The 22,517-nt window shown below is 64.5% G+C and carries 19 protein-coding genes and 1 pseudogene; 11 read left to right on the plus strand and 9 right to left on the minus strand.

Features of this window, described 5'->3' with window-relative positions; all coding sequences use genetic code 11:
* Nucleotides 1–21: 21 nt before the first annotated feature.
* The 6 genes from ccmI to UP06_RS41640 all read right to left on the minus strand — a co-directional run bounded on the left by ccmI (nt 22) and on the right by UP06_RS41640 (nt 5,782).
* On the minus strand, nt 22–1,134 hold the full coding sequence (gene ccmI / locus UP06_RS25540; protein ID WP_045006430.1) for a c-type cytochrome biogenesis protein CcmI: 1,113 nt from the start codon (nt 1,132–1,134) through the stop codon (nt 22–24).
* A 171-nt stretch (nt 1,135–1,305) separates the two neighbouring features.
* The gene (locus UP06_RS25545) at nt 1,306–1,575 is read right to left on the minus strand and encodes a hypothetical protein (RefSeq protein ID WP_045006431.1); all 270 of its coding nucleotides are present in this window, start codon (nt 1,573–1,575) and stop codon (nt 1,306–1,308) included.
* Between the two features lie 98 nt (nt 1,576–1,673).
* Complete coding sequence (locus tag UP06_RS25550; RefSeq protein WP_045006432.1) at nt 1,674–3,077, minus strand: hypothetical protein; 1,404 nt, start codon at nt 3,075–3,077, stop codon at nt 1,674–1,676.
* 161 nt (nt 3,078–3,238) lie between these two features.
* A complete protein-coding gene (locus tag UP06_RS25555; protein WP_045006566.1) occupies nt 3,239–4,615 on the minus strand; it encodes an ATP-binding protein in 1,377 nt (458 codons plus the stop codon).
* A gap of 91 nt (nt 4,616–4,706) precedes the next feature.
* Nucleotides 4,707–5,378 (minus strand): response regulator transcription factor, encoded by a 672-nt coding sequence (locus UP06_RS25560; RefSeq protein ID WP_045006433.1) that lies wholly within the window; start codon nt 5,376–5,378, stop codon nt 4,707–4,709.
* A 248-nt stretch (nt 5,379–5,626) separates the two neighbouring features.
* The gene (locus tag UP06_RS41640) at nt 5,627–5,782 is read right to left on the minus strand and encodes a hypothetical protein (protein WP_195799075.1); all 156 of its coding nucleotides are present in this window, start codon (nt 5,780–5,782) and stop codon (nt 5,627–5,629) included.
* A gap of 234 nt (nt 5,783–6,016) precedes the next feature.
* On the opposite strand from UP06_RS41640, the gene ku reads away from it, so the two are divergent.
* The 8 genes and pseudogenes from ku to UP06_RS25600 all read left to right on the plus strand — a co-directional run bounded on the left by ku (nt 6,017) and on the right by UP06_RS25600 (nt 14,960).
* Nucleotides 6,017–7,027, plus strand: a complete 1,011-nt coding sequence (gene ku, locus UP06_RS25565) for a non-homologous end joining protein Ku (protein ID WP_045006434.1) — start codon at nt 6,017–6,019, stop codon at nt 7,025–7,027.
* A 59-nt stretch (nt 7,028–7,086) separates the two neighbouring features.
* Nucleotides 7,087–7,323, plus strand: coding sequence for a ubiquitin family protein (locus UP06_RS25570; protein ID WP_045006435.1), 237 nt, complete (start codon nt 7,087–7,089; stop codon nt 7,321–7,323).
* 227 nt (nt 7,324–7,550) lie between these two features.
* Nucleotides 7,551–7,694, plus strand: a complete 144-nt coding sequence (locus tag UP06_RS25575; RefSeq protein WP_245305538.1) for a hypothetical protein — start codon at nt 7,551–7,553, stop codon at nt 7,692–7,694.
* Nucleotides 7,695–7,931: 237 nt separating this feature from the next.
* Nucleotides 7,932–8,096: a Flp family type IVb pilin gene (locus UP06_RS25580; RefSeq protein ID WP_045006437.1), complete on the plus strand. Its 165-nt coding sequence runs from the start codon at nt 7,932–7,934 to the stop codon at nt 8,094–8,096.
* Nucleotides 8,097–8,548: 452 nt separating this feature from the next.
* A complete protein-coding gene (locus UP06_RS25585; RefSeq protein WP_045006438.1) occupies nt 8,549–8,959 on the plus strand; it encodes a hypothetical protein in 411 nt (136 codons plus the stop codon).
* 579 nt (nt 8,960–9,538) lie between these two features.
* Nucleotides 9,539–11,176 (plus strand): annotated as a pseudogene (locus UP06_RS25590) (thiamine pyrophosphate-requiring protein); the annotation flags it as partial.
* Nucleotides 11,177–11,271: 95 nt separating this feature from the next.
* Nucleotides 11,272–13,239, plus strand: a complete 1,968-nt coding sequence (locus tag UP06_RS25595; protein ID WP_045006440.1) for a GAF domain-containing sensor histidine kinase — start codon at nt 11,272–11,274, stop codon at nt 13,237–13,239.
* Nucleotides 13,240–13,259: 20 nt separating this feature from the next.
* Complete coding sequence (locus UP06_RS25600) at nt 13,260–14,960, plus strand: alpha/beta hydrolase (RefSeq protein WP_045006441.1); 1,701 nt, start codon at nt 13,260–13,262, stop codon at nt 14,958–14,960.
* 6 nt (nt 14,961–14,966) lie between these two features.
* Here the strand turns inward: UP06_RS25600 and UP06_RS25605 are convergent, their stop codons facing one another.
* Nucleotides 14,967–16,553 carry an MDR family MFS transporter gene (locus UP06_RS25605; protein ID WP_045006442.1) on the minus strand — a complete coding sequence of 529 codons (1,587 nt, stop codon included), beginning with the start codon at nt 16,551–16,553 and terminating at the stop codon, nt 14,967–14,969.
* A gap of 156 nt (nt 16,554–16,709) precedes the next feature.
* Nucleotides 16,710–17,225, minus strand: a complete 516-nt coding sequence (locus tag UP06_RS25610) for a YcgN family cysteine cluster protein (protein ID WP_045006443.1) — start codon at nt 17,223–17,225, stop codon at nt 16,710–16,712.
* 293 nt (nt 17,226–17,518) lie between these two features.
* Here UP06_RS25610 and UP06_RS25615 point away from each other — a divergent pair, with 293 nt between their 5' ends.
* From UP06_RS25615 to UP06_RS25625, 3 genes are read left to right on the plus strand one after another with little or no spacing between them, the layout of a single operon-like run.
* A complete protein-coding gene (locus UP06_RS25615) occupies nt 17,519–19,810 on the plus strand; it encodes a transglycosylase domain-containing protein (protein WP_045006444.1) in 2,292 nt (763 codons plus the stop codon).
* Between the two features lie 9 nt (nt 19,811–19,819).
* Nucleotides 19,820–20,398, plus strand: coding sequence for a DUF1214 domain-containing protein (locus UP06_RS25620; RefSeq protein WP_045006445.1), 579 nt, complete (start codon nt 19,820–19,822; stop codon nt 20,396–20,398).
* The gene (locus UP06_RS25625; RefSeq protein ID WP_045006446.1) at nt 20,395–20,979 is read left to right on the plus strand and encodes a DUF1254 domain-containing protein; all 585 of its coding nucleotides are present in this window, start codon (nt 20,395–20,397) and stop codon (nt 20,977–20,979) included. Before UP06_RS25620 ends, UP06_RS25625 begins: the two co-directional genes overlap by 4 nt.
* 332 nt (nt 20,980–21,311) lie before the next feature.
* Here the strand turns inward: UP06_RS25625 and UP06_RS25630 are convergent, their stop codons facing one another.
* Entirely contained in the window at nt 21,312–22,490 is a 1,179-nt protein-coding gene (locus tag UP06_RS25630) for an MFS transporter (protein WP_045006447.1), read from the minus strand.
* Between the last annotated feature and the right edge of the window lie 27 nt (nt 22,491–22,517).

The following is a 22,517-nucleotide window of genomic DNA, read 5'->3' on the forward strand; positions in this document are numbered from 1 at the left end:
GCTCGTCTCGTCCCAAAATGGTCATCCGTCGAGCCCGAGATTCTTCAGGCCCTCGTTGAGCTGGTGCAGCCGCTCGGCGTCGTTGGCGACCGCCTGACGGGCATCAATTGAGGCCCCCATCGCCTTGTCGCGCGCGCCCATCACGAGATAGGCGCGCACCAAGCGCAGCCAACCGTCGACATCGTCGCCGTTCTGCTTCAAGCGGGTGGCCAGACGTTCGACCATGCCGCGGATCATGGTGCCGCGATCGCCCTCGCTCATGTCCTTGGAAGCTGAGATCGTCTCGTCCGACAGTGTCGGCATCGTGCCGCCGCCGCCGACCCGCGCCAGCGAGGATTGCACCAGAGGACGCCACGGCGCATCGGCAGGCGCCTTCGCAAGCAACGCGCGCCAGATATTGGCGGCATCGTCCTTTCGGCCGTCCTGCTCGGCGGCAAGCCCGAGGAAGTAGTTCGCCTTGGGATCGTCGGCGTTCAGCGCGTGCGCCCGCTCGAATTCGGTCTTGGCTTCCGCCGTCACCACGCCGCTGGCGGCGGCCGAGATCGCCTCGCCGAGATCGGCCCTGCGCTCCGGGCTCTCGCCGTTATAGGTGATCGAATTGCGATAGGCGCGCACGGCATCGTCGAAGCGGCCGAGCCGTTCCAGCACCGGGGCGAGCACATTCCAGCCGCGCCCGTCGGTCGGATTTTTTTCCAGATGTTGCTGGACCTGCACGACGAGATTGTCGAGCGACTGCGCCACGCCGGACCCGGCCCCGCGTTCCCGCTGCGCCAGCGGGAAATCGCGAAGCGCGGGCGAGCCGAGCGGAACGTAGATCGCAGCCGCGACCAGAGGCAGACCGACGAGCGCCAGCACGGCGGCCGCGCGACGCCATTTGAGATTGGATTTCGGCTCCGACACAGGCTCGCTACCGGCCGCGGCGAGCAGCCTGCGGCTGATCTCGACGCGTGCGGCCTCGGCTTCGGGAGCTGCGATCAGTCCTGCGGCGAGATCACGCTCGATCTCGGCCAGCTGATCCTTGTAGACCACGACCTCGCTGCCCTGATTTTCTGCGCGTCCGCCACGGCCGAGCGGCCAGAGCACGGCGAATATCGCCGCGACCGTCATCAGCGCGAACACGAACCATAGCGTCATCTGGCAAGCTTCCGGCAGCGCGCGAGCCGCGCCCAAGAGTGGCCTTATCACGTGGCATCATCACGTGGCGTTACACCACGTGGCTTTACACCACGGCCGGATGAGGCGGCAATTGACAATTGTCAATTCGGCGCGAGCAATGCGGTCCCGAAACGGTGATAATCCAACGACTTAGCCGATCTCGAAGTCCGCGCTCTGGGCGGCGTCCTCGCCACGCCCGTTGAGGGCCTTCAGGAAGTACGTTCCTGGCCTAATTGCATCCGGCAGCCTGATGCGCACCGCCCCGAGCGGAACCGGTGATGCGATTCTGGTGGCCGTCTCGGGCAGTTGCTGGCCGCTTGCCTTCTCGACCAGCACCACCTTCGCGCTGACCATCAGTCTTTGATAATTCGCAACAATGATGCGGTTCTCAATTTCAACGAAGCTGATAAGTGGTTTCATGCGCCTATAAATAGAAATTCCCCGGACTTGCACGGGACCGTAGGGCCCACGACCGGCATCGTCAACTACAAATTGTGATCACAAAATATGCGTTTGAATCAGCTGGCGCGCGTCGATTTGCGCTCGCCCGTCGCCGCGTTTTCTGCGGCGCGGCTCATCAGCGAGGCGTAGTCATCGCCGAACAGCACTTCGCAGAAGCGGATCGCGGCCTGAACCTGCTGCTGTCGGTAGGTGCGAACCTTGTGATCGGCGCCGCGCAGTGACTGCACCAGCGATTCCGTCGACCGTTCGACATATTGCTGGAGATCGGAATAGGTGCGCAGCGTCACCTCGTTGATCGCAAGCTCGCTGGCATAATTGCGGCAGGTCGCGACGAAATCGATCAGCGCCACGGTCTCCTCCACCTCGGTGCTGTCAATCCGCGCTCCCGGCGGAATATCCTTCTCCGCGCGCTGGCGCAGGATGCGGCGAACGCGACCGGGAACGCTGTCGATCTCCGATTGCAGGGCATTGGAGATATCGGCCCGGATCGAGGTCAGCTGCTTGCCCCAGGTGGAATCGTTGCGCAGGTCGAGCTCGGTGCGCAGGCCGCGCACACCGTCATGCAGCGCCTTCAGATTGTCGGCGACGGTGTCGAAGCGGCTGCGCTTGATGTCCATGCGCAAATTGGCGGCAACGCAGGACAAATCGTGCAGCGCCATCGTGACGGCGACGCCATAGGGCGTTGCCGCGACGCGGATCTCGTCGTCGGATGCGGCGATCTTGATGGCGAGACGGATGATCTGCCATGGCGCGGTCATGCGCTGGACCACCACCGACAGCGCGAAGGGCAGCATCTGCGGCGTCTGGAGCACGGGAATGTTGAGCGCAGCCGTCACCGCGACGACCTGGGGATCGCCGAACGCGCGCAGGAAGCGCGGAAGCTTTTCGTTCAGCGTGCCGATGGCCTCGCGAACCCCGAGCACCGCGCCGATCGAATAGAGATCCTCGATCACGTTGGGCGGCCCGACGCGGGCGAGCGCACGCGACTTGTCGCCACCGCCGGGCCCGGTCAGCTCAAAGATGGCGTCCGCAGCCGCCGCCTGGAGTTTTTGCGCGAGGGCCTCGACCTGGCCGGCACTGTCGGCAGCCGGCATATGCGCCAGCGCCGTCTCGAATTCGTTCAGCTTGTCCGGGGCACCGTCGCGGCCGAGCCATTGCCAGATCGGATGCAGCGAAGAGCGGCGGATCTGGCCGACCCGGGTCGGGGCGCCGGCCTCGACCAGGAACGGTTCCAGCACCTGGAACAGCAGCCGTGACAGATCGTCAGTACGCGGCGGCGGGGCTTCGTCGGCCTCGGTCTTGCGCACGATCTTGCGCAGCTGGTCGAGCACGAGGGTCGCGACAGCCGTGTCCTGGCCGCGCTCAAGCGCGCGCTCGAACTCCCGCATCAGCAGCGCCTGCGCCTGCGGCGGGAGCTGCGCGAGATATTCTCTCAGCCGCTCGATCGATGTCTGGCTCATGCGCCCGGGTAATGCACGGTAAAGTGGCGGACGTGGGATGCGTCCGGGCGCGATCATAGGGGCCCGCGCCTTAAGAAGCCGTTGAGGAAGTCGCGCGCAATGCCCCCGAATTCGTCCGGATCGACGTCGGCCAGGGCAGAAAATCGCGCCGGAACAAGGGATTATATTCCCGGCAGCACCAGCTCGGCGCGCAGACCCCCGATCGGCGCCGGGCCGAGCGAGAGGCTGCCGCCATAGAGTGCGGCGAGGTCGACCACGATGGAGAGGCCGAGACCCGATCCTGGCTTGGACTCGTCGAGCCGCTGACCGCGCCGGGAGACTTGGGCGCGCTCGGCCTCCGACAGGCCGCGTCCGTCGTCATCGACGAGCAGCCGCAGCCGCGGGCCGGCGCCGGTCTGCTGCGGGGCCTCCACCAAAACCTCGATAAAGACCCGCGAGGCCGCCCATTTGCAGGCATTGTCGACGAGATTGCCGACCATCTCCTCCAGATCCTGCCGCTCGCCGCGGAATTTTGCCGACGGATCGGCCTTGGCCTCGACGATGATGCCGCGGCCACGGTGGATCTTCTCCATGGTCCGCCGCAACGCCTCGATGGCGGGCGCGACCTCCGTCACGGTGCCAACGACGGAGACCCTGGCGGCGATGCGGGCGCGCTCCAGATGATGGGCGACCTGGTCGCGCATCACGTCCGCCTGCTCCATGACCTTGGCCGCGAACGGATCGGCGGCGTGGATGCCTGCCTCGTTGACGATGACCGAGAGTGGCGTCTTGATCGCATGCGCGAGATTGCCGACATGGGTACGGGCGCGCTCGACGATCTCGCGATTGGCGTCGATCAGCGCGTTGGTCTCGCGCGCCAAAGGCGCGATCTCGACCGGGAATTCGCCCTCGAGCCGCTCGGCCCGCCCGGAGCGGATGTCGGCAATGGACTCCGAGATGCGCTTGAGCGGTGCGAGACCGAAGCGGACCTGGAACACGGTGGTCAGCAGCAGCACGATGCCGAGCGCTGTGAAGGTGCTGCCGAGATAATAGTCAAAACTCCGCGTCTCGTCGAAAATCTCGGTGTCGTCGCCCGCGACGCTGACGAGAAATTTGCCGTCGCCGCCGAGATCGACCGGCCGTTCCACCATGCGCAGATTCTGCCCCTCAGGCCCGTCGACATAAGCGAGCCGGATGCCGGCGGCGGTGAGCTCGGCGCCCTGCTCTTCCAGCTTCGGCAGCTTCTTGTCCCAGAGCGAGCGCGACGAGCGCACCTCCGGCTTTTCGGTGTCGGTGCGGGTGATCTGCCAATACCAGCCGGACAGCGGCAGCTCGAACAGCGGCTCGCCGAGCGACTGGAACTGGCGGTCCGGCGGCTCGTCGGGGGTCGCGACCTCGGCGATCAGCGTGCGCAGATAGAGGTTGAGCCGGCGATCGAAGGCGCGCTCGGTGGCATTCTTGTAGACCGAGGACAGCACGACGCCGGTGATGGCCAGGATCACCACGAGCCAGGCGGTCGCCGACAGGAACAGGCGGTTCGCAAGCGAGCTGGCGGGCATCGGAATGATCCCGGAGGCGCGAGGTGGCATGGCGTCGGCGGTCATGACCGGACCAAGGCGCGTGTCGGGCCGCCCGTCAAGCCCACACCCTTCAGGCGCCCGCGGCTGGCGGGGTCAGGAGATAGCCGAGACCGCGGACGGTCTGGATGATGTCGACGTCGAGCTTCTTGCGGATACGGCCGACAAAGACCTCAATCGTATTGGAGTCGCGGTCGAAATCCTGGTCGTAGAGATGCTCGACGAGCTCGGTGCGGGAGACGACGCGGCCGGAATGGTGCATCAGATATTGCAGCAGCCGATACTCGTGGGAGGTCATCTTGATGGGGTTGCCGGAGACGGTCACCTTGTTGGTTCTCGTATCGAGGGTCACCGGTCCGCAGGTCAGTTCGCTCTGCGCATGGCCGGCCGAGCGGCGCAGCAGGGCACGAAGTCGCGCCAGCACCTCCTCCAGATGGAACGGCTTTGCGACGTAATCGTCGGCGCCGGCATCGAACCCCTGCACCTTGTCGCTCCAGCGATCGCGCGCGGTGAGGATCAGGACAGGCATGGTGCGGCCGTTGCGGCGCCAGGCCTCCAGCACCGAGATGCCGTCCTTCTTCGGGAGGCCGATATCGAGCACCACGGCGTCGTAGGGCTCGTTGTCGCCGAGATAGTGCCCCTCCTCACCGTCGAAGGCGCGATCGACGACGTAACCGGCGTCGGTCAGCGCCTTGGTGAGCTGGCGATTGAGATCAGGGTCGTCCTCAACAACAAGCAGGCGCACGCTTCTCTCCAAAGATAGGTTGCAAGGATAGGCCGCATGAATGACAGCCTCAGATGATCAATTCCGGCGTGAACTGAGTATGAACGCCGGGAACCGGCTTACGTTACTTTTTGGTCATTTACGACCCGCTCTCGCACTGATGCGACTGCGCCCGCCAGGCCACTGGACGAGCCGGTGGCGTGGCGGGCGCAATGTGCCGCGTTACGCGGCGAGTCGAAAGATCCGGGAGCGTCCTGTCGATCTGGCCGTCAGGTCCGGAAGAACACGAACCAGACGACGGCGAGGATCAGGATTGCCAGTCCGGTCGAGATGGCGAGCAGCGCTGCCACGGACGGTCCTGGCTCGCCCTGGCGTGCCTCGGTTGCAGTTTCGACGATCTGGCGCTGCTCTCGCGTGGTTGCCATGGTGACCTCAATCTCTGGCTGTCGCCTCCGATTGCCGCGACTTCTCGCGGCCTTGTGTCCGGGTGCAACGCCTGATCGGATACGATGTTCCGGCTTTTGCGGACGGCTTGAGCTGCAACCGCGCGCCCAGCGGCCGGTTAACGCAGTTGCAAGATTCCGCATCCCGCCTTGCTATGATTCGCTGTTCCCCGATGGTATCCTCGTCAGCTGTCCCCGTTGCGTTTGGAGTAACCCATGGCCCCCCGTGCCAATTGGAAGGGTTTTTTGCGCCTCTCGCTCGTGACCTGCCCGGTCGCGCTGTATCCGGCCACGTCGGATACCGAGAAGGTCTCGTTCAACCAGATCAACCGCAAGACCGGCCACCGGATCAAGTATCTGAAGGTCGACGCCGAGACCGGTGACGAGGTGACCTCCGAGGACATCGTCAAGGGCTACAAGGTCGACACCGACACCTATATCGAGGTCACCAAGGACGAGCTCGACGACATCGCGCTCGACTCGACCCATACGATCGAGATCGACGAGTTCGTGCCGAAGACCGACATCGACAACCGCTATCTGATCCGTCCCTACTATCTCGTGCCGGACGGCAAGGTCGGCCACGACGCCTTTGCGGTGATCCGCGAGACCATCCGCAGCATGGACAAGGTCGCGATCGGCCGCGTGGTGCTGACCAACCGCGAGCATATCATCGCGCTCGAGCCGCTCGAGACCGGCCTGATGGGCACCCTGCTGCGCTACCCCTACGAGGTGCGCAGCGAGAAGGACTATTTCGACGACATCCAGGACGTCAAGCTGACCAAGGACATGCTCGACCTCGCCAAGCATATCGTCGAGAAGAAGTCCGGCGCGTTCGAACCCGAGCTGTTCGAGGATCACTACGAAACCGCGCTGATCGATCTCATCAACAAGAAGCGCTCGGGTGTGCCGATCGCGGCGAAGGCTGCGCCAAAGACAGGCGGCAACGTCATCAATCTGATGGACGCGCTGAAGAAGAGCATCGCCAACGAGAAGGACGCAGCGCCCGCGGCGGGGGTCGCCAAAGAGACCGTCAAGGGCAAGAAGCCGAAGAAGCGCGTCGAGGGCCAACGCGAGATGCTGCTGCCGATCTCGGGCAAGGGCGGCAAGGACGCTGCCGCCAGGGCAGCGGCACCCAAGGAAGCATCCAAGGAAACTTCCAAGGAAACTTCCAAGAGGGCCGACAAGCCGGCGCGCGCGCCGGCGCGGACCAAGAAGGCCGGCTGACGGCATCACGTCCATCGATCGCGTCGTGATGTCTCTCCTCATCGATCGGGCGGCCTGACATGCCCTGGTCGACGCCGTTCGACGATCCGATTGCATTACGCGGCGGACGCAGGCTGCGCACGCTGCAAGAGGCCGCCGACTACATCATGCAACTGCCCGAAGCCGAGCAGCATGAAGCGCGCTGGCAAACGGCGATCGAGACTCTGATCAACGCGGCGGAGAATGGCGGCGGCTGGCTGATGTTTGCCCGCATCGGCATGCTGCGGGCGCTGAACGCGGACGACCGGCGCGAATGACAGCGATGGTCGGCATGCTTGCCGATCGGTTGACGAACAGCCTCAAAAATCCGTTAAGCAGCCCCCTCATTCCGCACGCCGTGCCGTGGCACCGCATCCGAGTATTCCTACGGGAGACAAAATTAACCGTCGATTCCGCTTGCGCGCACCATGGTCCCGGCATCGATTGAGCCAAGGTTCGCACGACCGTGCCGCAGCAGGACGCCAGAAAGAACTACATCGGTATCGTGAGCGACACGACCGAGGACGAGCGGATCGCCGACACGGCGGTGCGCTCGCAGCCGCATGTGATGAGCTATCTGGTCGGACGCCTCGCAGCAGCGCTGGGACGCCCGCGCAAGGGCGCGCCGGGACGCACCACCACGCCTTGAGGCGCGGCGTCAGGACGGCGCCGATGCCCTTCACGCCCCACGATGTCCCGAGGCCCCGCCGGCTTCCGTTCATTTGAATTGGATAATGAAACCTTCGTTTAACGGCTGTTACGATAAGACACAATCAGCAAGGTCGTCCGAGCCTGCATTTTTGACACACGCAGAAACCGAGCCGATCGATTTACCGATTTGATAACGGCGCGAGCATACATTGACCCGGATGAATAGGAGTTGGCGATGACTTTGCTCAGGTCTTTTCTTGTCGATGAAACTGGCGCCACCGCGATCGAGTATGGCCTGATCGCCGCCGGTATCGCGCTCGCCATCGTGACGATTGTGACCAACACGGGCAGCGTCCTCCTCAGCAACAAATTCGCCTCGATCAGCGCGGCCACGAAGTAGCGGCCCCACCCGGCTCTCCACCATCCCGTCATTGCTAGCGCAGCGAAGCAATCCAGAGTCCTTCCGCGGAGGGATTCTGGATTGCTTCGCTGCGCTCGCAACGACGGAGCATGAGCAACGGCGCTCCTACAGCCTGCTCTTTACGCGCCAACGCCGTCGCGTCCACCCGCACTTCGACCCGCATCCCGTGACGATCGCGAAACGCCCCTTGTGGCGGGCTGAGGCGATTTAGCCAATACGCCAGAACAGAATTTCTGTAGATGCGAATATTTATGTCGCCCCTGATTGACCCAGCGCGGGCGTGTTTGCCCGTCGGGTAGCCGGTAGGATGGGTTTCCGCTCCCCATTTCCGTCAACTTTGATCGCCATGTGAGTGCTAATATTTTCCAAGACCGCCTGGCTCGGAGAGCCATGCTATCAATCGTTGAACCAAAGCTGTTTGAAGGATGCGGATGAAACGCGCGACGCTCTTGGCTCTCAGCTTCGTGTTTATTGCCGCGTGGTCGCAGGACAGCGCGAGAGGTCAGACTTCGGTCGCGCCGCCGGTTTCGCTTGCTCCGCCCAAGGCGTCGCCGCCACGCACGGGCGCTAAAAACTCCTCGGCAGCGACTGACAGCATGTCGACACCGGCGACCAGCGGATCTCCATCGTTGCCGAATCCGGCCGTCGACTACGATGGTTTTAGCGTCGGCACCGTCGACGACAATGACACCCCCGATCAGGCGACGCGACCGACGAGGCCACGTGCAGCAAAGGGCTCCAAGCCCAATCCGGATACAAAAGGCAGCACGGCACAGGAAGCGATCGATCAGGAAGATGAGGCGCTGAAGCGCAAGCTGACGATCTGCAAAAGCTGCAAATAGGCGGTTCCCGTTGGTCATGCCGACCCACGGCTGGCAAGCTCGCAGCATGAGTTGAACTCTTGCGAAGCTCATTGATGCTGAGTTTCCGCTCGCGAACCCGTGAAGAGACTTCGTCGACCGCGCGGAACGAAACAATCGACCTTCGGATTGAAGCCGGTTTCCATCGACCACGAAGTCACCGCAAAACATCGCCGAGCTATGGTTTCAGTTGTTCTGGTTGGGAGAGACAACAATGCGGTCGCATCAGGCTTTCGTCGCTCCGACAATCATCCTCTGTTGCTCGCTGTTGAGCATCGCCACTCTGGTGATGGTCGGGGCGTGGTGAAGTCAGGTTAACGTCCATGCGCGAAGAATTCACATCGCTCGCTTTTCTTGCCGTAACGGTAGCCGGTGTCGCGTTACTGGGATCAGGTCTGCTGGCACTGGTCCTGGTGGGATAGTCCGCGCGGCCCCTTCCAGATGCGCGCTCGCGCTGCATAGCTGCCCTCTGCGCACAAAGCGGCGCTTTACCCCCTCCTCGATTCCTGATCCTCTCTCCTTAATCAGCCGGGACCAACCGGCCTCGCCAGGGAGAGAGACGCCATGAAGCTCGGCACCGCTATTGCGGAAATCATGCGGCGCGAGGGGATCGAGATCCTCTGCGGTTATCCCGTCAACCATTTGATCGAGCATGCGGCCAAGGCCGAGATCCGGCCCGTGATGGTGCGGCAGGAGCGTGTCGGGATTCACATGGCGGACGCGATCTCGCGCGTCACGTCGGGACGCACGATCGGCGCGTTCTGCATGCAGCACGGGCCCGGCGCGGAGAACGCGATGGGCGGCGTCGCGCAATGCTTTGGCGAATCCGTGCCCGTGCTGGTGCTGCCGATGGGCTATCAGCGCAGGCTCTCGCATATCGAGCCGAACTTCAATTCCAGCGAGGTGATGAAGGCATTCTCGAAATCCTCCGAGCCGATCATCCTGGCCGCCGAAGTCGCCAACATCTTCCGCCGCGCATTTACAAAATTGAAGAACGGCCGCGGCGGGCCGGTGATTGTCGAGATCCCCGCGGACATGTGGAACGAGGAGGTGCCGGAGCCGCTGAATTACACGCCGGTGCTGCGCACGCGTTACGGCGCCGACCCCGTGCATGTGAAGGAAGCAGCCGCCCTGCTCGTCAATGCCAAGCGGCCGGTGATCTATGCCGGCCAGGGCGTGCATTACGCGCAGGCGTGGCCGCAGCTGAAGCGGCTTGCGGAGAGGCTCGCCATTCCCGTCACCACCAGTCTCGGCGGCAAGTCGTCGTTTCCGGAAACGCATCCGCTCTCGCTCGGCTCCGGCGGCCTCGCGGTGCCGCGCGCGGTGCCGAAATTCCTCGCTGAGGCCGACGTCATCTTCGGGATCGGCTGCTCCTTCACCGAGACCAGCTTCGGCATCGCGATGCCGAAGGGCAAGACCATCATCCATTCCACGCTCGATCCGAACCATCTCAACAAGGACGTGGAGGCCAAGATCGGCCTCGTCGGCGATGCCGGCCTCGTGCTCGATGCGTTGCTCGACGAGATCGGCAAGACCGTCACCGCGGATCGCAACGCCGCGACGGTCGCAGCCGAGATCGCGGCCTCGCACAAGGAGTGGTTCGCCAAATGGATGCCGAAGCTCACCAGCAATGACGCGCCGCTCAACCCGTATCGCGTGCTCTGGGACCTCCAGCACACCGTCGACATCGGCAACACCATCATCACCCATGATGCCGGCAGCCCGCGCGACCAGCTCTCGCCGTTCTGGAAGGCAGTCGAGCCCCTCTCCTATCTCGGCTGGGGCAAGACGACGCAGCTTGGCTACGGCCTCGGGCTTGCGATGGGCGCAAAACTCGCAAAGCCCGACAAGCTCTGCATCAATGTCTGGGGCGATGCCGCGATCGGCTTTACGGGCATGGATTTCGAGACCGCGGTGCGCGAACGCATCCCGATCATGTCGATCCTGCTCAACAATTTCTCGATGGCGATCGAGCTGAAGGTTATGCCGATCTCGACCGAAAAATATCGCTCGACCGACATTTCCGGCGACTATGCCGCGATGGCGCGCGCCTTCGGCGGCTATGGCGAGCGGGTGACAAGGCCGGAGGACATCGTGCCTGCGATCAGGCGCGGGATCCAGAAGACGAAGGAAGGCGTGCCGGTGCTCTTGGAGTTCATTACCAGCAAGGAGACGGAGGTGTCCCGGCCGGGTATGTGAGCCGGCCGCCGCGCCACGGGTGCTGGCTCCGGCCGCAGAAGATGTGATAATCCGGCTTGGTGCCGCGCATGTCGCGGCATTGAGCCGGAATGCAAATGACCACCCTTTCCAACGACGTCGCCGGGATCGACGAGTTCAAGCGGCAATTGCAGTCCGCCGCGGCCGAGAACGCGCGGCTGCGCAGCGAGCTTGCGACCGCGCGCGATCACCAAAGCGCCAGCGCCGAGATTTTGCGCACCATCGCGGCCTCCCCTTCCGATGCCCGGCCGGTCTTCGCGGCGATTGCGTCCAGCTCGAAGCACCTGCTCGGCGCTTTCTCCGCCACCGTGCTTCAGTTCATCGGCGACGAACTGCACCTCGTGGCGTTCACGCCGACCAGCCCGGACGCGGACGAAGGGCTGAAGGCGACGTTCCCGCGGCGGATCGCGGACTTTCCGACTTTTGCCCTCGTCCGCGGCGGCGAGACCATCCAGTTTCCCGACAGCGAGGCCGTGGACGTTCCCGTGCTGAATCGGGATCTAGCGCGGTTGCGCGGCTTCCGCAGCGTGCTGTTCATGCCGCTGATGAATCAGGGCACGCCGGTCGGCATGATCAGCGTCACGCGCGCCGAGCCCGGCGCGTTTGCACCCGACCTCGTGCAGTTGCTCCAGACGTTTGCCGATCAGGCCGTGATCGCAATCGAGAATGCGCGGCTGTTCAACGAGACACAACGTACACTCGAGCGGCAGACGGCGACAGCCGACATCTTGAAAGTGATGGCGGCGTCGCCATCCGACGTGCAGCCGGTGTTCGACGCCATCGCCGCCAATGCCAAGCGGCTGATCGGCGGCTTCTCCACCGCCGTGCTGCGCTACTTCGACGGCGCCGCGCACCTTGCCGCCTTCACACCGGGCGACCCGACCGGCGATCGCGTGCTCCAGGCGTCGTTCCCGGTGCCGTTCGCCCAGTTCCCGGCCTACCAGCTGGTGGCCAATGGTGAATCGGCGCAGCTCCCCGACACCGAGCTCGAGCCGGCCGCACGCGACATCGCGCGCGCCCGCGGCTTCCGCAGCATGCTGTTCGCGCCGCTGATGAGCGAGGGCGAGGCGATCGGCGTCATCATCGTCACACGCAGCACGACTGGCGCGTTCGGCGAGCATCATGTGCGGCTGTTGCAAACTTTTGCTGACCAGGCCGTGATCGCCATCAAGAATGTCAGCCTGTTCAACGAGGTGCAGACCCGCACGGTGGAGCTGACCAAATCGCTCGACGATTTGCGCGCAGCGCAAGACCGGCTGATCCAGACCGAGAAGCTTGCCTCGCTCGGCCAGCTGACCGCCGGCATCGCGCATGAGATCAAGAACCCGCTCAACTTCGTCAACAATTTCGCTGCGCTGTCCGTCGATCTGACGGACGAATTGAACGAGGCCCTCGCGCCCGTTCCGCTCGCGGACGATATCCGCGCGGAGGTCGACGAACTGACCGGGCTGCTGAAGGACAATCTGGGCAAGGTCGTGCAGCACGGAAGGCGCGCCGACTCGATCGTCAAGAACATGCTGCTGCATTCGCGCGCAGGCACCGGCGAGCACCGGCTGACCGACATCAACGCGCTGGTCGAGGAGAGCCTCGACCTCGCCTATCACGGCGCGCGTGCCGAGAAGCCGCAGTTCGACGTCACGGTGAAGCGCGAGCTCGATCCCAAGGCAGGCACGGCCGAATTGTTTCCGCAGGAGATCACGCGGGTGCTGCTGAACCTGATCTCCAACGGTTTTTACGCGCTGGCAAGGCGCGGCAACGGCTTCGCTCCCCTGCTCAGCGCCACGACGCGCGACCGCGGCACTGAGGTCGAGATCCGGATCCGCGACAACGGCACCGGCATTCCCCCCGACGTGAAGGAGAAGATGTTCAATCCCTTCTTCACGACCAAGCCCGCCGGTGAAGGCACCGGGCTCGGCCTTTCTCTCAGCCACGACATCATCGTGAAACAGCACGGCGGCACGATCGACGTCGATACGCGTCCCGGTGAATTCACCGAGTTCACGATCCGATTACCTCGCAAGAGTAGTTTCATAGACAAGGGTTAGCCTCACGCGGTGGGTGCTTCATGAATCTGGCGCGGCTCATTCGGCGACAACTGCTCTCATTGTCCGGCGTCGGCCTGATGCTGGGCGCGCTGTTCTTCGCGGCCGCGCTGACGCCGACGCTGATCCCGCGAAGCTATCTCACGCAAGGCGTCCTCGCCGGCGGCTGCTTTGCGATCGGCTACCTCTGTGGCGTGCTGTGGCGCCGGCTGTGGCACTATCTCGAATTGCCCGAGCCTTCGGCGCGTGCGAGATCGATTGCGAATGCGCTGGCCGCAGCCGGTTGCCTGCTCGTCGTCATCGTCTTCCTGTGGCGCACGGCCGAGTGGCAGAACTCGATCCGCACCGTGATGAAGATGACGCCGGTCGAGACCGCGCATCCGCTCAAGGTCTGCGCCATCGCCCTGGTTACGTTCGTCGTGCTGCTGGTGCTGGGGCGGCTGTTTGTGCTTGTCGCCCGCTTCCTCGCCGCGCGCACGAGGCGGCTCATTCCGCGGAAGATCGCGAACGTCATCGGCGTGCTCGTTGCGGGCCTGCTGTTCTGGTCCATTGCCAGCAATGTCCTGATCAACTCGGCATTTCGCGCACTCGATTCGTCCTTCCGCGAGCTTGACGCCTTGCACGAGCCCGAGCGGCCGGCGCCGACCGCTCCCGGTCGAACGGGAAGCCCGGAATCGTTGGTGAAGTGGAAGGAACTCGGTCGCATGGGGCGCCGGTTCGTTGCCTCGGGCCCGACCGGAGCGGAGATCGGCGCCGTCACGGGACGGCCCGCGCACGACCCCGTGCGTGTGTATGTAGGCCTCGGCAGCAGCGACACGGCGCAGTCGCGCGCCAGGCTCGCGCTCGAGGAGCTCAAGCGTCAGCACGGTTTTGACCGCAAAGTCCTGATCGTCATCACGCCGACCGGCACCGGCTGGATCGATCCGTCAGCGATGGATACAGTTGAATATCTCCACCACGGCGACGTCGCGAGCGTCGCGATGCAGTATTCCTATCTCAACAGCCCGCTATCGCTGCTGTTTCAGCCTGAGTACGGCGCGGAAGCTGCGCGCGCGCTGTTCGCGGAAATCTACGGCTACTGGACCACGCTGCCAAAGGACAAGCGGCCGAAGCTATATCTGCACGGGCTCAGCCTCGGCGCGATGAACTCGGAAAAGTCCGCGGAGCTATTCGAGACGATCGGCGATCCGATTGCCGGCGCGCTGTGGAGCGGGGCGCCGTTCGAGAGCCGCATCTGGCGCTCGATCACCGACAACCGCAATCCGGGCTCGCCGGCCTGGCTGCCGGAATTCCGCGACGGGCGTTTCGTCCGCTTCATGAATCAGAACGGGCCGACGGTGCCGCCAGATACGCCCTGGGGCCCGATGCGCGTGGTCTATCTGCAATATGCCAGTGACGCGATCACCTTCTTCGCCTACCGCGACGCCTACCGGGCCCCGGCCTGGATGAATGCGCCGCGCGGGCCAGACGTATCACCGGAGCTGCGATGGTATCCAATCGTGACGATGCTCCAGCTCGCTCTCGACATGGCGGTGGCGACCAATACGCCGATGGGCTTTGGCCATGTCTACGCGCCCGAGCATTACGTCGATGCCTGGGTCGCCGTCACCGATGTCAATGACTGGTCCGCCGATGCACTCGCGCAGCTCAAGAGCCATCTTGCGGCGGCGGCACGGAAGCCAACTCAGGGCAGTGCCAACGACGACCCCGACCGCGGCGGCTAGAGGCCGCTACTCCGCCATCTCGACCGGCTGGGTGACGGACGGACCGGCCAGCGGCCGCTCCTCCATCGCGATCAGGCAGAGCGAGGCAGTGGTCATCAACGCGGTGGCGGCGCCGAAGACGTAGCGGAACGCGTGCCGCATGTCGTCGGCGGGAATCGCAGGGATGCTGCCTGCGGCGTGATGCTCGCCGGCGAGCGGGACGTCGGCGCCGAGCGCGATCAGCAAGATGGCCGCGAACGCCGCCACCGTGAACGAGGACATCAGCGAGCGGAAGAAATTCATCGCGCCGGTGATGGTGCCGACTTGCGGACGGGCAACCGAATTTTGCAGCGAGACCACGCAGACCGGAAAGGTCGTACCGAGCCCGAGCGCAAACGCGGCCATCAGCGTCAGCAGTCCCCACAGCGGCAGCGTCGTCAGCGTGAGACCCAGCGCGCATAACGCGGCCCAGGACGTGCCGATGATGGCGACGCGCTTGTAGTGCTTGGCGCGCGCCATGGTGCGGCCGGCAATCGCCGCGCCGAAGGTCGAGACCGCCGCGAGCGGAATCAGCGCAAGCCCCGCCTCGCTGGCGCTGAGGTGATAGACCGACTCGTAATAGAGCGGAAGCTGGACGGTAAGGCCGGTCATGGCGCCGAGACCGCAGCCGCCGGCGGTCAACGCGAAGGGCGCGATCTTTCCACTCAGCAGCGGCAGCGGCAGGAACGGCTCATCCGCCCGCAGCGCGTGCCAGACGAAGGTCACCGCGAGCGCGACAGCGCCGCCTACCATCGCCAGAACGGTCGGCGAGAGCCACGGGAAGCGCGTGCCGCCCCAGGTCAGCACCAGCATGAAGACCACCGCGGAGGCCATCAGCAGCACGCCACCGAGCCAGTCGACCTTGCGCTTGCGGTGGAACACCGGGATCTTGCTCATCTTCGGCAGCAGCAGCGCGAGGGCTGCGGCTGCGAGCGGCAAATTGATCCAGAAGATCATCGACCAGTGCAGATGCTCGGCGAACACGCCGCCGATGACGGGGCCGAGGATGCCGCCGACCATCCACACGCTGGAGAAATAGGCCTGGTACTGGCCGCGCTCGCGCGGGCTCACGACGTCGGAGATCACGGTCTGCACGACCGGCATGATGCCGCCGCCGCCAAGCCCCTGGAGACCGCGCGCAAGAATCAGCATCGGCATGCTCGGCGCGATCGCGCACAGCAGCGAGCCCGCGATGAACAGGCTCAACGAGACGATAATCATGACCTTGCGGCCATAGATGTCGCTCAGCGTTCCGAACACCGGTGCAACCGCGGTCGAGGCGAGCAGATAGGCCGTGATCACCCAGGACAGGTTCGAGACATCGTGGAACTGGCGCCCGATGGTCGGCAGCGCGGTGGCGACGATGGTCTGGTCGAGGGCGGCCAGGAACATCGTCAGCATCAGGCTGATCACGATGGTCCGCACCTCGTCCTGCGACAGTGGCGCCGGCGGCGCGAGCGAGGGTGCGTCATCGACGCTCAAGACCTCGGACGGAAGGCGGGACAATTCCTCGGCGATGTCGTCAGACAATGTCTGGGTGTCGGCAGTTTCGCTCTGCCGTTCGAACTTGTTCATCTCGATCGGACGTGGTGGGGCGGGCGCAATGCCGCGAAGGATTCGTTCTATGCAGTCTAATGTAGACAGCAAAGTTCTTCTCGGGCAGGCACCGCGGCGCATGGGTGCATCCCACCCCCGGGTCATCCCGAACAATTGACTGAAAATGTAGGCGGGTCAGTCCTTCGGACGTCGCTTCAGGCGTGCCCGTTTCGGCAGCTGCGCCGGCCATTGCACGATGTGGTTCTCGAGCTCGTCATCCGGGATCTCCACCTCGCTGCCCTCGACCCGACCGCGCACGGAGACGCCGGCCTCGTGCACGGTGTCGGGATCGCCGGATACCAGCGGATGCCACCAATAGAGGTCGCGCCCCTCGGCAACCAGCTTGTAGCCGCAGCTCGGCGGCAGCCAGTTCAGGGTGCGGACATTGGCAGGGGTCAGCCGGACGCAGTCCGGAACCTTGGCGGAGCGATTCGCATAGTCCTTGCAGCCGCAGGTCGCCCCATCGAGCAGCTTGCAGCCGACATGGGTGAAATAGATCTCACCGGTGTCTTCTTCCTCGAGCTTGTTCAGGCAGCAGCGGCCGCAGCCGTCGCACAGGCTTTCCCATTCGTCCCCAGACATCTCTTCCAACGTCTTGGTTTTCCAGAAGAATCCCTCCTGGTCTGAAGGTCGTTTGCGAGCTGCGGTCATGCGCCTCAACAAGATTCGAAAGAGCTACGGCTAACGCCATCTAGGGCGCGCAGCGGTGAAGCTGCAAGCAACGCCCCCGTGAGGCCCGTAATGAACCGGGGTCAATTAGGCCTGTTGTTCAAAATCGCGAGCGTGACCATTGGTTTATGGGTCCCGCTCGGCTAGAAGAAACAGCAAGTCCCCTCGGACGCGAACCGGGCGCCTTGGGTTTGCCGCAACATTCCCGCAAGACGTCTCGATGCCGCCCCGGCCGGGTGCTTGAACGCTTTCGAACCGAGCCTCAAGGGTTCTAGGTGCGCCAGATCATACCACCGCATTGGAAGGCCAGGGTCCGGAATTTCTTCCTGGACCTCGATGCGCGCATCGACTCCTCGCTGTTCTCCTCGGCCAAGGGCATCCGCGAGCTCTATGAGCGCTACTCGACCTTCATGGACCGCTTCTATGTCGGACGGTGGAAGCGCTGGGTGTTCATCGAGCCGCTGTCGGAAGCCGCAACGCTCGGCCTCGGCGGCATGGTGCTGATGCTCATCCTCGCCATTCCAGCCTTCCGCGAGACCGCGGACGAGGACTGGCTGAAGAAGTCCGATCTGGCGGTGACCTTCCTCGACCGCTACGGCAACCCGATCGGCAGCCGCGGCATCAAGCACAACGACTCGATCCCGCTGGAAGATTTTCCGGACGTGCTGATCAAGGCGACGCTCGCCACCGAAGACCGCCGCTTCTACGAGCATTTCGGAATCGACATCGCCGGCACCGCCCGCGCGCTCGTCACCAACGCCCAGGCCGGCGGTGTCCGCCAGGGCGGCTCCTCGATCACGCAGCAGCTCGCCAAGAACCTGTTCCTGAGCAACGAGCGCACCATCGAGCGCAAGATCAACGAGGCCTTCCTCGCGGTCTGGCTGGAATGGCGCCTGACCAAGAACGAGATCCTCAAGCTCTATCTCGACCGCGCCTATATGGGCGGCGGCACTTTCGGCGTCGATGGCGCCGCGCATTTCTACTTCAACAAATCCGCGCGCGACGTGACGCTCGCCGAAGCCGCGATGCTCGCCGGCCTGTTCAAGGCCCCGACCAAATACGCGCCCCACATCAACCTGCCCGCGGCGCGTGCCCGCGCCAACGTCGTGCTCGACAACCTCGTCGATGCCGGCTTCATGACCGAGGGCCAGGTGTTCGGCGCCCGCCGTAATCCTGCCTTCGCCGTCGACCGCCGCGACGAGGCTTCGCCGAACTATTATCTCGACTATGCCTTCGACGAGATGCGCAAGCTGGTCGACACCTTCCCGAAATCCTACACCGAGCGCGTCTTCGTGGTACGGCTGGCGATCGACGCCAACGTGCAGAAGGCCGCCGAAGACGCGATCGAGAACCAGCTGCGCCAGTTCGGCCGCGACTATCACGCGACGCAGGCCGCGACCGTGGTGTCCGATCTCGACGGCGGCATCCGTGCCATGGTCGGCGGCCGCGATTATGGCGCGAGCCAGTTCAACCGCGCGGTCGACGCCTATCGCCAGCCGGGCTCGTCGTTCAAGCCTTACGTCTACACCACGGCGCTCCTGAACGGCTTCACGCCGAACTCGATCGTGGTCGACGGTCCCGTCTGCATCGGCAATTGGTGTCCGCAGAACTATGGCCATTCCTATTCCGGCGCGGTGACGCTGACGCAGGCGATCACGCGCTCGATCAACGTCGTGCCGGTCAAGCTGTCGATCGCCATCGGCCAGAAGGAACAGCCGAAGGCGCCGAACCCGGCCAAGATCGGCCGCGCCAAGATCGTCGAGGTCGCCCGCCGCTTCGGCCTCAAGGCGCCGCTGCCCGACACGCCGTCGCTGCCGATCGGCTCGGACGAAGTCACCGTGATCGAGCACGCCGTCGCCTACGCAACCTTCCCCAACCGGGGCAAGTCGGTGACACCGCATTCGGTGCTGGAAGTGCGCACCGGCGCCGGCGATCTGGTCTGGCGCTGGGACCGCGACGGCCCGAAGCCGCGGCAGGCGATCCCGGCCTCCGTTGCCTCCGACATGGCCGGCATGATGAGCCACGTCGTCAGCGAGGGCACCGCGCGCCGCGCAGCGCTCGACGGCATTCCGACCGCGGGCAAGACCGGCACCACCAATGCGTATCGCGACGCCTGGTTCGTCGGCTACACCGGCAATTTCACCTGCGCGGTCTGGTACGGCAACGACGACTATTCGCCGACCAACCGCATGACCGGCGGCTCGCTGCCGGCGCAGACCTGGCACGACATCATGGTCGCTGCGCATCAGGGCGTCGAGGTCCGGGAAATTGCCGGCATCGGCATGGGCCAGAAGCTGCCGCCGGAACGCGTTGCCAACGCCCAGGCCAATGCGGCGCCGAAAGTGCTGGAGACCAAGCCCGGTCCGCCGCCCGTGCTGACCAAGCGCGGCGCCGATATCCTGGTGCGCGTCGAGAAACTTTTGGATGATGCGGCCAAGACCGCGACCAAGTCGGCCGCCGACGATTCGAAGCAAGCCAAGCCGACGGCGGCATCGAGCGCGCTCGCCTTCCCGCAGAACTATGCGGCGGAGGACAACGCGAACTCGTCCGGCCCTCGCAAGAACTGATCGTATCCCGTGCGGCTGATCCTGATCACATTGACGGCCCTTCTGCTCGCGAGCGTGGTCGGCGTCGGCGCGACCTGGATGACGACGACGCGCGGCACCGAGATCGGCGCGCTGACGATCGGGCCCTGGACCGCGCGCCCGCGCACCGGCACCGCCGACGTCGATCCCTATTCGCGCGCCACCATCGTGCGCAACGGCGAGCTGCCGATCGGCACCGGTGACGGCGTCGCCTTCACCGCGACCGCCGACGACAAGAAGAAAGCGCTCGACGGCCGCTGCGACATCGTCGTCTCCGGCGTGACCCCGCCGGCGCGGTTCTGGACGCTGACGCTCTATGACCGCAAGGGTCATCTCGTCGCCAACTCGCTCCAGCGCTACGGCTTCACCAGCCAGGAGATCCTGCGCCAGTCCGACGGCTCGTTCGAGATCCGCATCGCCTCGCGCTCGCGCGCCGGCAACTGGCTGCCGACCGGCGGCATCGAGCGCTACGCGCTGATGCTGCGCCTCTACGATACCCCCGTCGGGGTTGCGACGCGCACCCAGCGCGACGCGCCGATGCCGACGATCACGACGGTGGGCTGCTCATGATCCGGCTGCTGTTCACCATCGTTGCTGGCGTCGTGCTGGGCCTCGTGGTCCATCTCGTCAGCGTGCTGGCGCTGCCGCGGCTCGCGACGCAGGACGCCTATTCGCGGCTGACGCCGATGACCAAGCTCAACGGCGTCACCCCGCTTCCCCTCGCCGATCCCAACACCTCGCCGATGCCGTTCATGGACCCGGCCTTTGCGCTCGCGATCTGCCGCTACGACCTGTCGGGCGGGCCGATCAAGCTGATGGTGCCGGTGAGCCAGGCCTACACCTCGGTGTCGTTCTACACCCGCAACGAGATCGCCTATTACGCGATCAACGACCGCTCGGCCGGCAAGAAGGTGATCGAGCTCGACCTGATGACGGAGCCGCAGCACAACGAGCTGCCCGAGGACGAAGAGATCACCGCGGCCGACCGCCTGATCATCGATTCCCCGAGCACCACCGGCCTGATCGTGATGAAGGCCCTCGCCGCCGAGCCCGGCCTGATGCCGCAGGCGCAGGCCTCGCTTGCCGCCGCGACCTGCGCGCCGCAGACCGAAGCGCCGGCCAAGGCCGAGGCGCCGCGCGGCCGGCGGTGAGGTGCGGACATTTTCGCAAGCACAAACCAAAACTGAAAAACAACCCCATGCACAGTAGCGGGGGCATTGAAATTATTAGATTAACTCTCTTCGGTCGGCGGTACGGATCGGCTGCGCGCGTGTGCGTTTGACCCGTCGGGCAAAACATTGGCAGAATGGCATCATCGAAAGTTCGTATCACCCGCGCGGAGCCATCCGCCGCGGGTTTTTTCATGTCGGAGCACAGAGAGCCATGATCAAAGGATCGCCGTCGCCCGCAGTGGCAAGCAATGCCGCCCGCGAGCGTACGAATTCTAAGTCGCGTGCCGTCGCGTTCTTGAGGCGCTTCGCCCTCACGACAATTGGTGCTTCGAACGAGCCCTCCGTGCCCAAAGCAACGCGAGCGGTCCCACCGCGATGCCCGCCGCAAGCACGATGAAGACCAGCAGCCAGCCAGTCGCGCTCTGCGGGCCGCCGGCCGCGTCGAGCGCAGCACCTGTTCCCCAGGCCCCGAGCGCTGACAGCCCGAAGCCAATCGTCGAATGCAGGGCCAGGGTTGCACCGCGATGTTCGGACACAGCCGCGGCCGACATGCCAGCAGTCAACGCCCCTGAATCCGCAGGCACTGTCAGGCCATAGATGATCAGCAGCAGCGCCAGCAGCCAGGCTGGCGCCGTCGCGTTGAGGCCGATGATCAACGCAACGCAGGCCGACGCAATCATGACAATCGTGATCGCGCGATGGCGGCCGAACTTCAACGCCGCCTCGTTGCCGAGGATGCTTGCGGGCATCGAGATCACCGCAAAGCAAAAGCTCATCACGACAGGGCTCAACCATGAGGGCGCACCTTGATGAGCGATGACGAACGTCCAGAAGCCTACGAGCCAGGTGCGGATGCCATAGAGCTCGAAGCAATGCGCGCCATAGCCGAAGATGTATCCGAGCGCCTCGCGGTTGGCGAAGACGGGAGCGAAATCCAGCATTCGCCCCGCCTTCGGCACGGGTCGTTGCCCCGCCATCAGAAGGCACGCGACGACCATTGCGATGGGACCGAATCCGGTCACAAGGAAAGCGCTGCGCCACCCCCATCTGTCAGCAATGACTTGCGCCACCAGGAACGAGAGGCCGACACCGACCGAAAAGCTCGACGTGTACAGAGTGACGGCCCGTGACGTATCGCCGGCGGGTAACCGGTCCGTCAGCGCCTTCAATCCCGGCATGTAGGCGCCAGCAAATCCAAGTCCTGCAAGGGACCAGATCGCCGTACCCGACCAGAACCCTTGAGCGAAGATGCCGAAAGCCGCGGTCGCGAGCCCGCTGACGACTGAGCCCCAGAGAAGCACGAGCCGCGCATCGATCCGGTCGGTCAACGTCGTCAGCAATGGCACTGCAAGCATGTAGCCAAACGCATAACCACTCGCCATCAACCCGCCTTCGGCCGCAGAGAGTCCCCACGCTGGCATCAGGTGCTGTGCGAGGTTTGCGGACAACGTCACATGCGGCAGCAGGTTACCGACCTGTCCGATGCACATCACCACAATCAGAGACCGACCGTTCAA

The sequence above is a fragment of the Bradyrhizobium sp. LTSP857 genome (assembly GCF_000938285.1).
Taxonomy (GTDB): domain Bacteria; phylum Pseudomonadota; class Alphaproteobacteria; order Rhizobiales; family Xanthobacteraceae; genus Bradyrhizobium.

Coding starts and splice junctions, on each gene's coding strand:
- UP06_RS25600 (WP_045006441.1), top strand. CDS start 13,260: ATGAATCTGGCGCGGCTCATTCGGCGACAACTGCTCTCATTGTCCGGC.
- UP06_RS25630 (WP_045006447.1), bottom strand. CDS start 22,490: ATGTGCATCGGACAGGTCGGTAACCTGCTGCCGCATGTGACGTTGTCC.
- UP06_RS25555 (WP_045006566.1), bottom strand. CDS start 4,615: ATGCCCGCCAGCTCGCTTGCGAACCGCCTGTTCCTGTCGGCGACCGCC.
- UP06_RS25605 (WP_045006442.1), bottom strand. CDS start 16,553: ATGAACAAGTTCGAACGGCAGAGCGAAACTGCCGACACCCAGACATTG.
- UP06_RS41640 (WP_195799075.1), bottom strand. CDS start 5,782: ATGGCAACCACGCGAGAGCAGCGCCAGATCGTCGAAACTGCAACCGAG.
- UP06_RS25580 (WP_045006437.1), top strand. CDS start 7,932: ATGACTTTGCTCAGGTCTTTTCTTGTCGATGAAACTGGCGCCACCGCG.
- UP06_RS25585 (WP_045006438.1), top strand. CDS start 8,549: ATGAAACGCGCGACGCTCTTGGCTCTCAGCTTCGTGTTTATTGCCGCG.
- ccmI (WP_045006430.1), bottom strand. CDS start 1,134: ATGACGCTATGGTTCGTGTTCGCGCTGATGACGGTCGCGGCGATATTC.
- UP06_RS25610 (WP_045006443.1), bottom strand. CDS start 17,225: ATGACCGCAGCTCGCAAACGACCTTCAGACCAGGAGGGATTCTTCTGG.
- UP06_RS25625 (WP_045006446.1), top strand. CDS start 20,395: ATGATCCGGCTGCTGTTCACCATCGTTGCTGGCGTCGTGCTGGGCCTC.
- UP06_RS25545 (WP_045006431.1), bottom strand. CDS start 1,575: ATGAAACCACTTATCAGCTTCGTTGAAATTGAGAACCGCATCATTGTT.
- UP06_RS25550 (WP_045006432.1), bottom strand. CDS start 3,077: ATGAGCCAGACATCGATCGAGCGGCTGAGAGAATATCTCGCGCAGCTC.
- ku (WP_045006434.1), top strand. CDS start 6,017: ATGGCCCCCCGTGCCAATTGGAAGGGTTTTTTGCGCCTCTCGCTCGTG.
- UP06_RS25570 (WP_045006435.1), top strand. CDS start 7,087: ATGCCCTGGTCGACGCCGTTCGACGATCCGATTGCATTACGCGGCGGA.
- UP06_RS25595 (WP_045006440.1), top strand. CDS start 11,272: ATGACCACCCTTTCCAACGACGTCGCCGGGATCGACGAGTTCAAGCGG.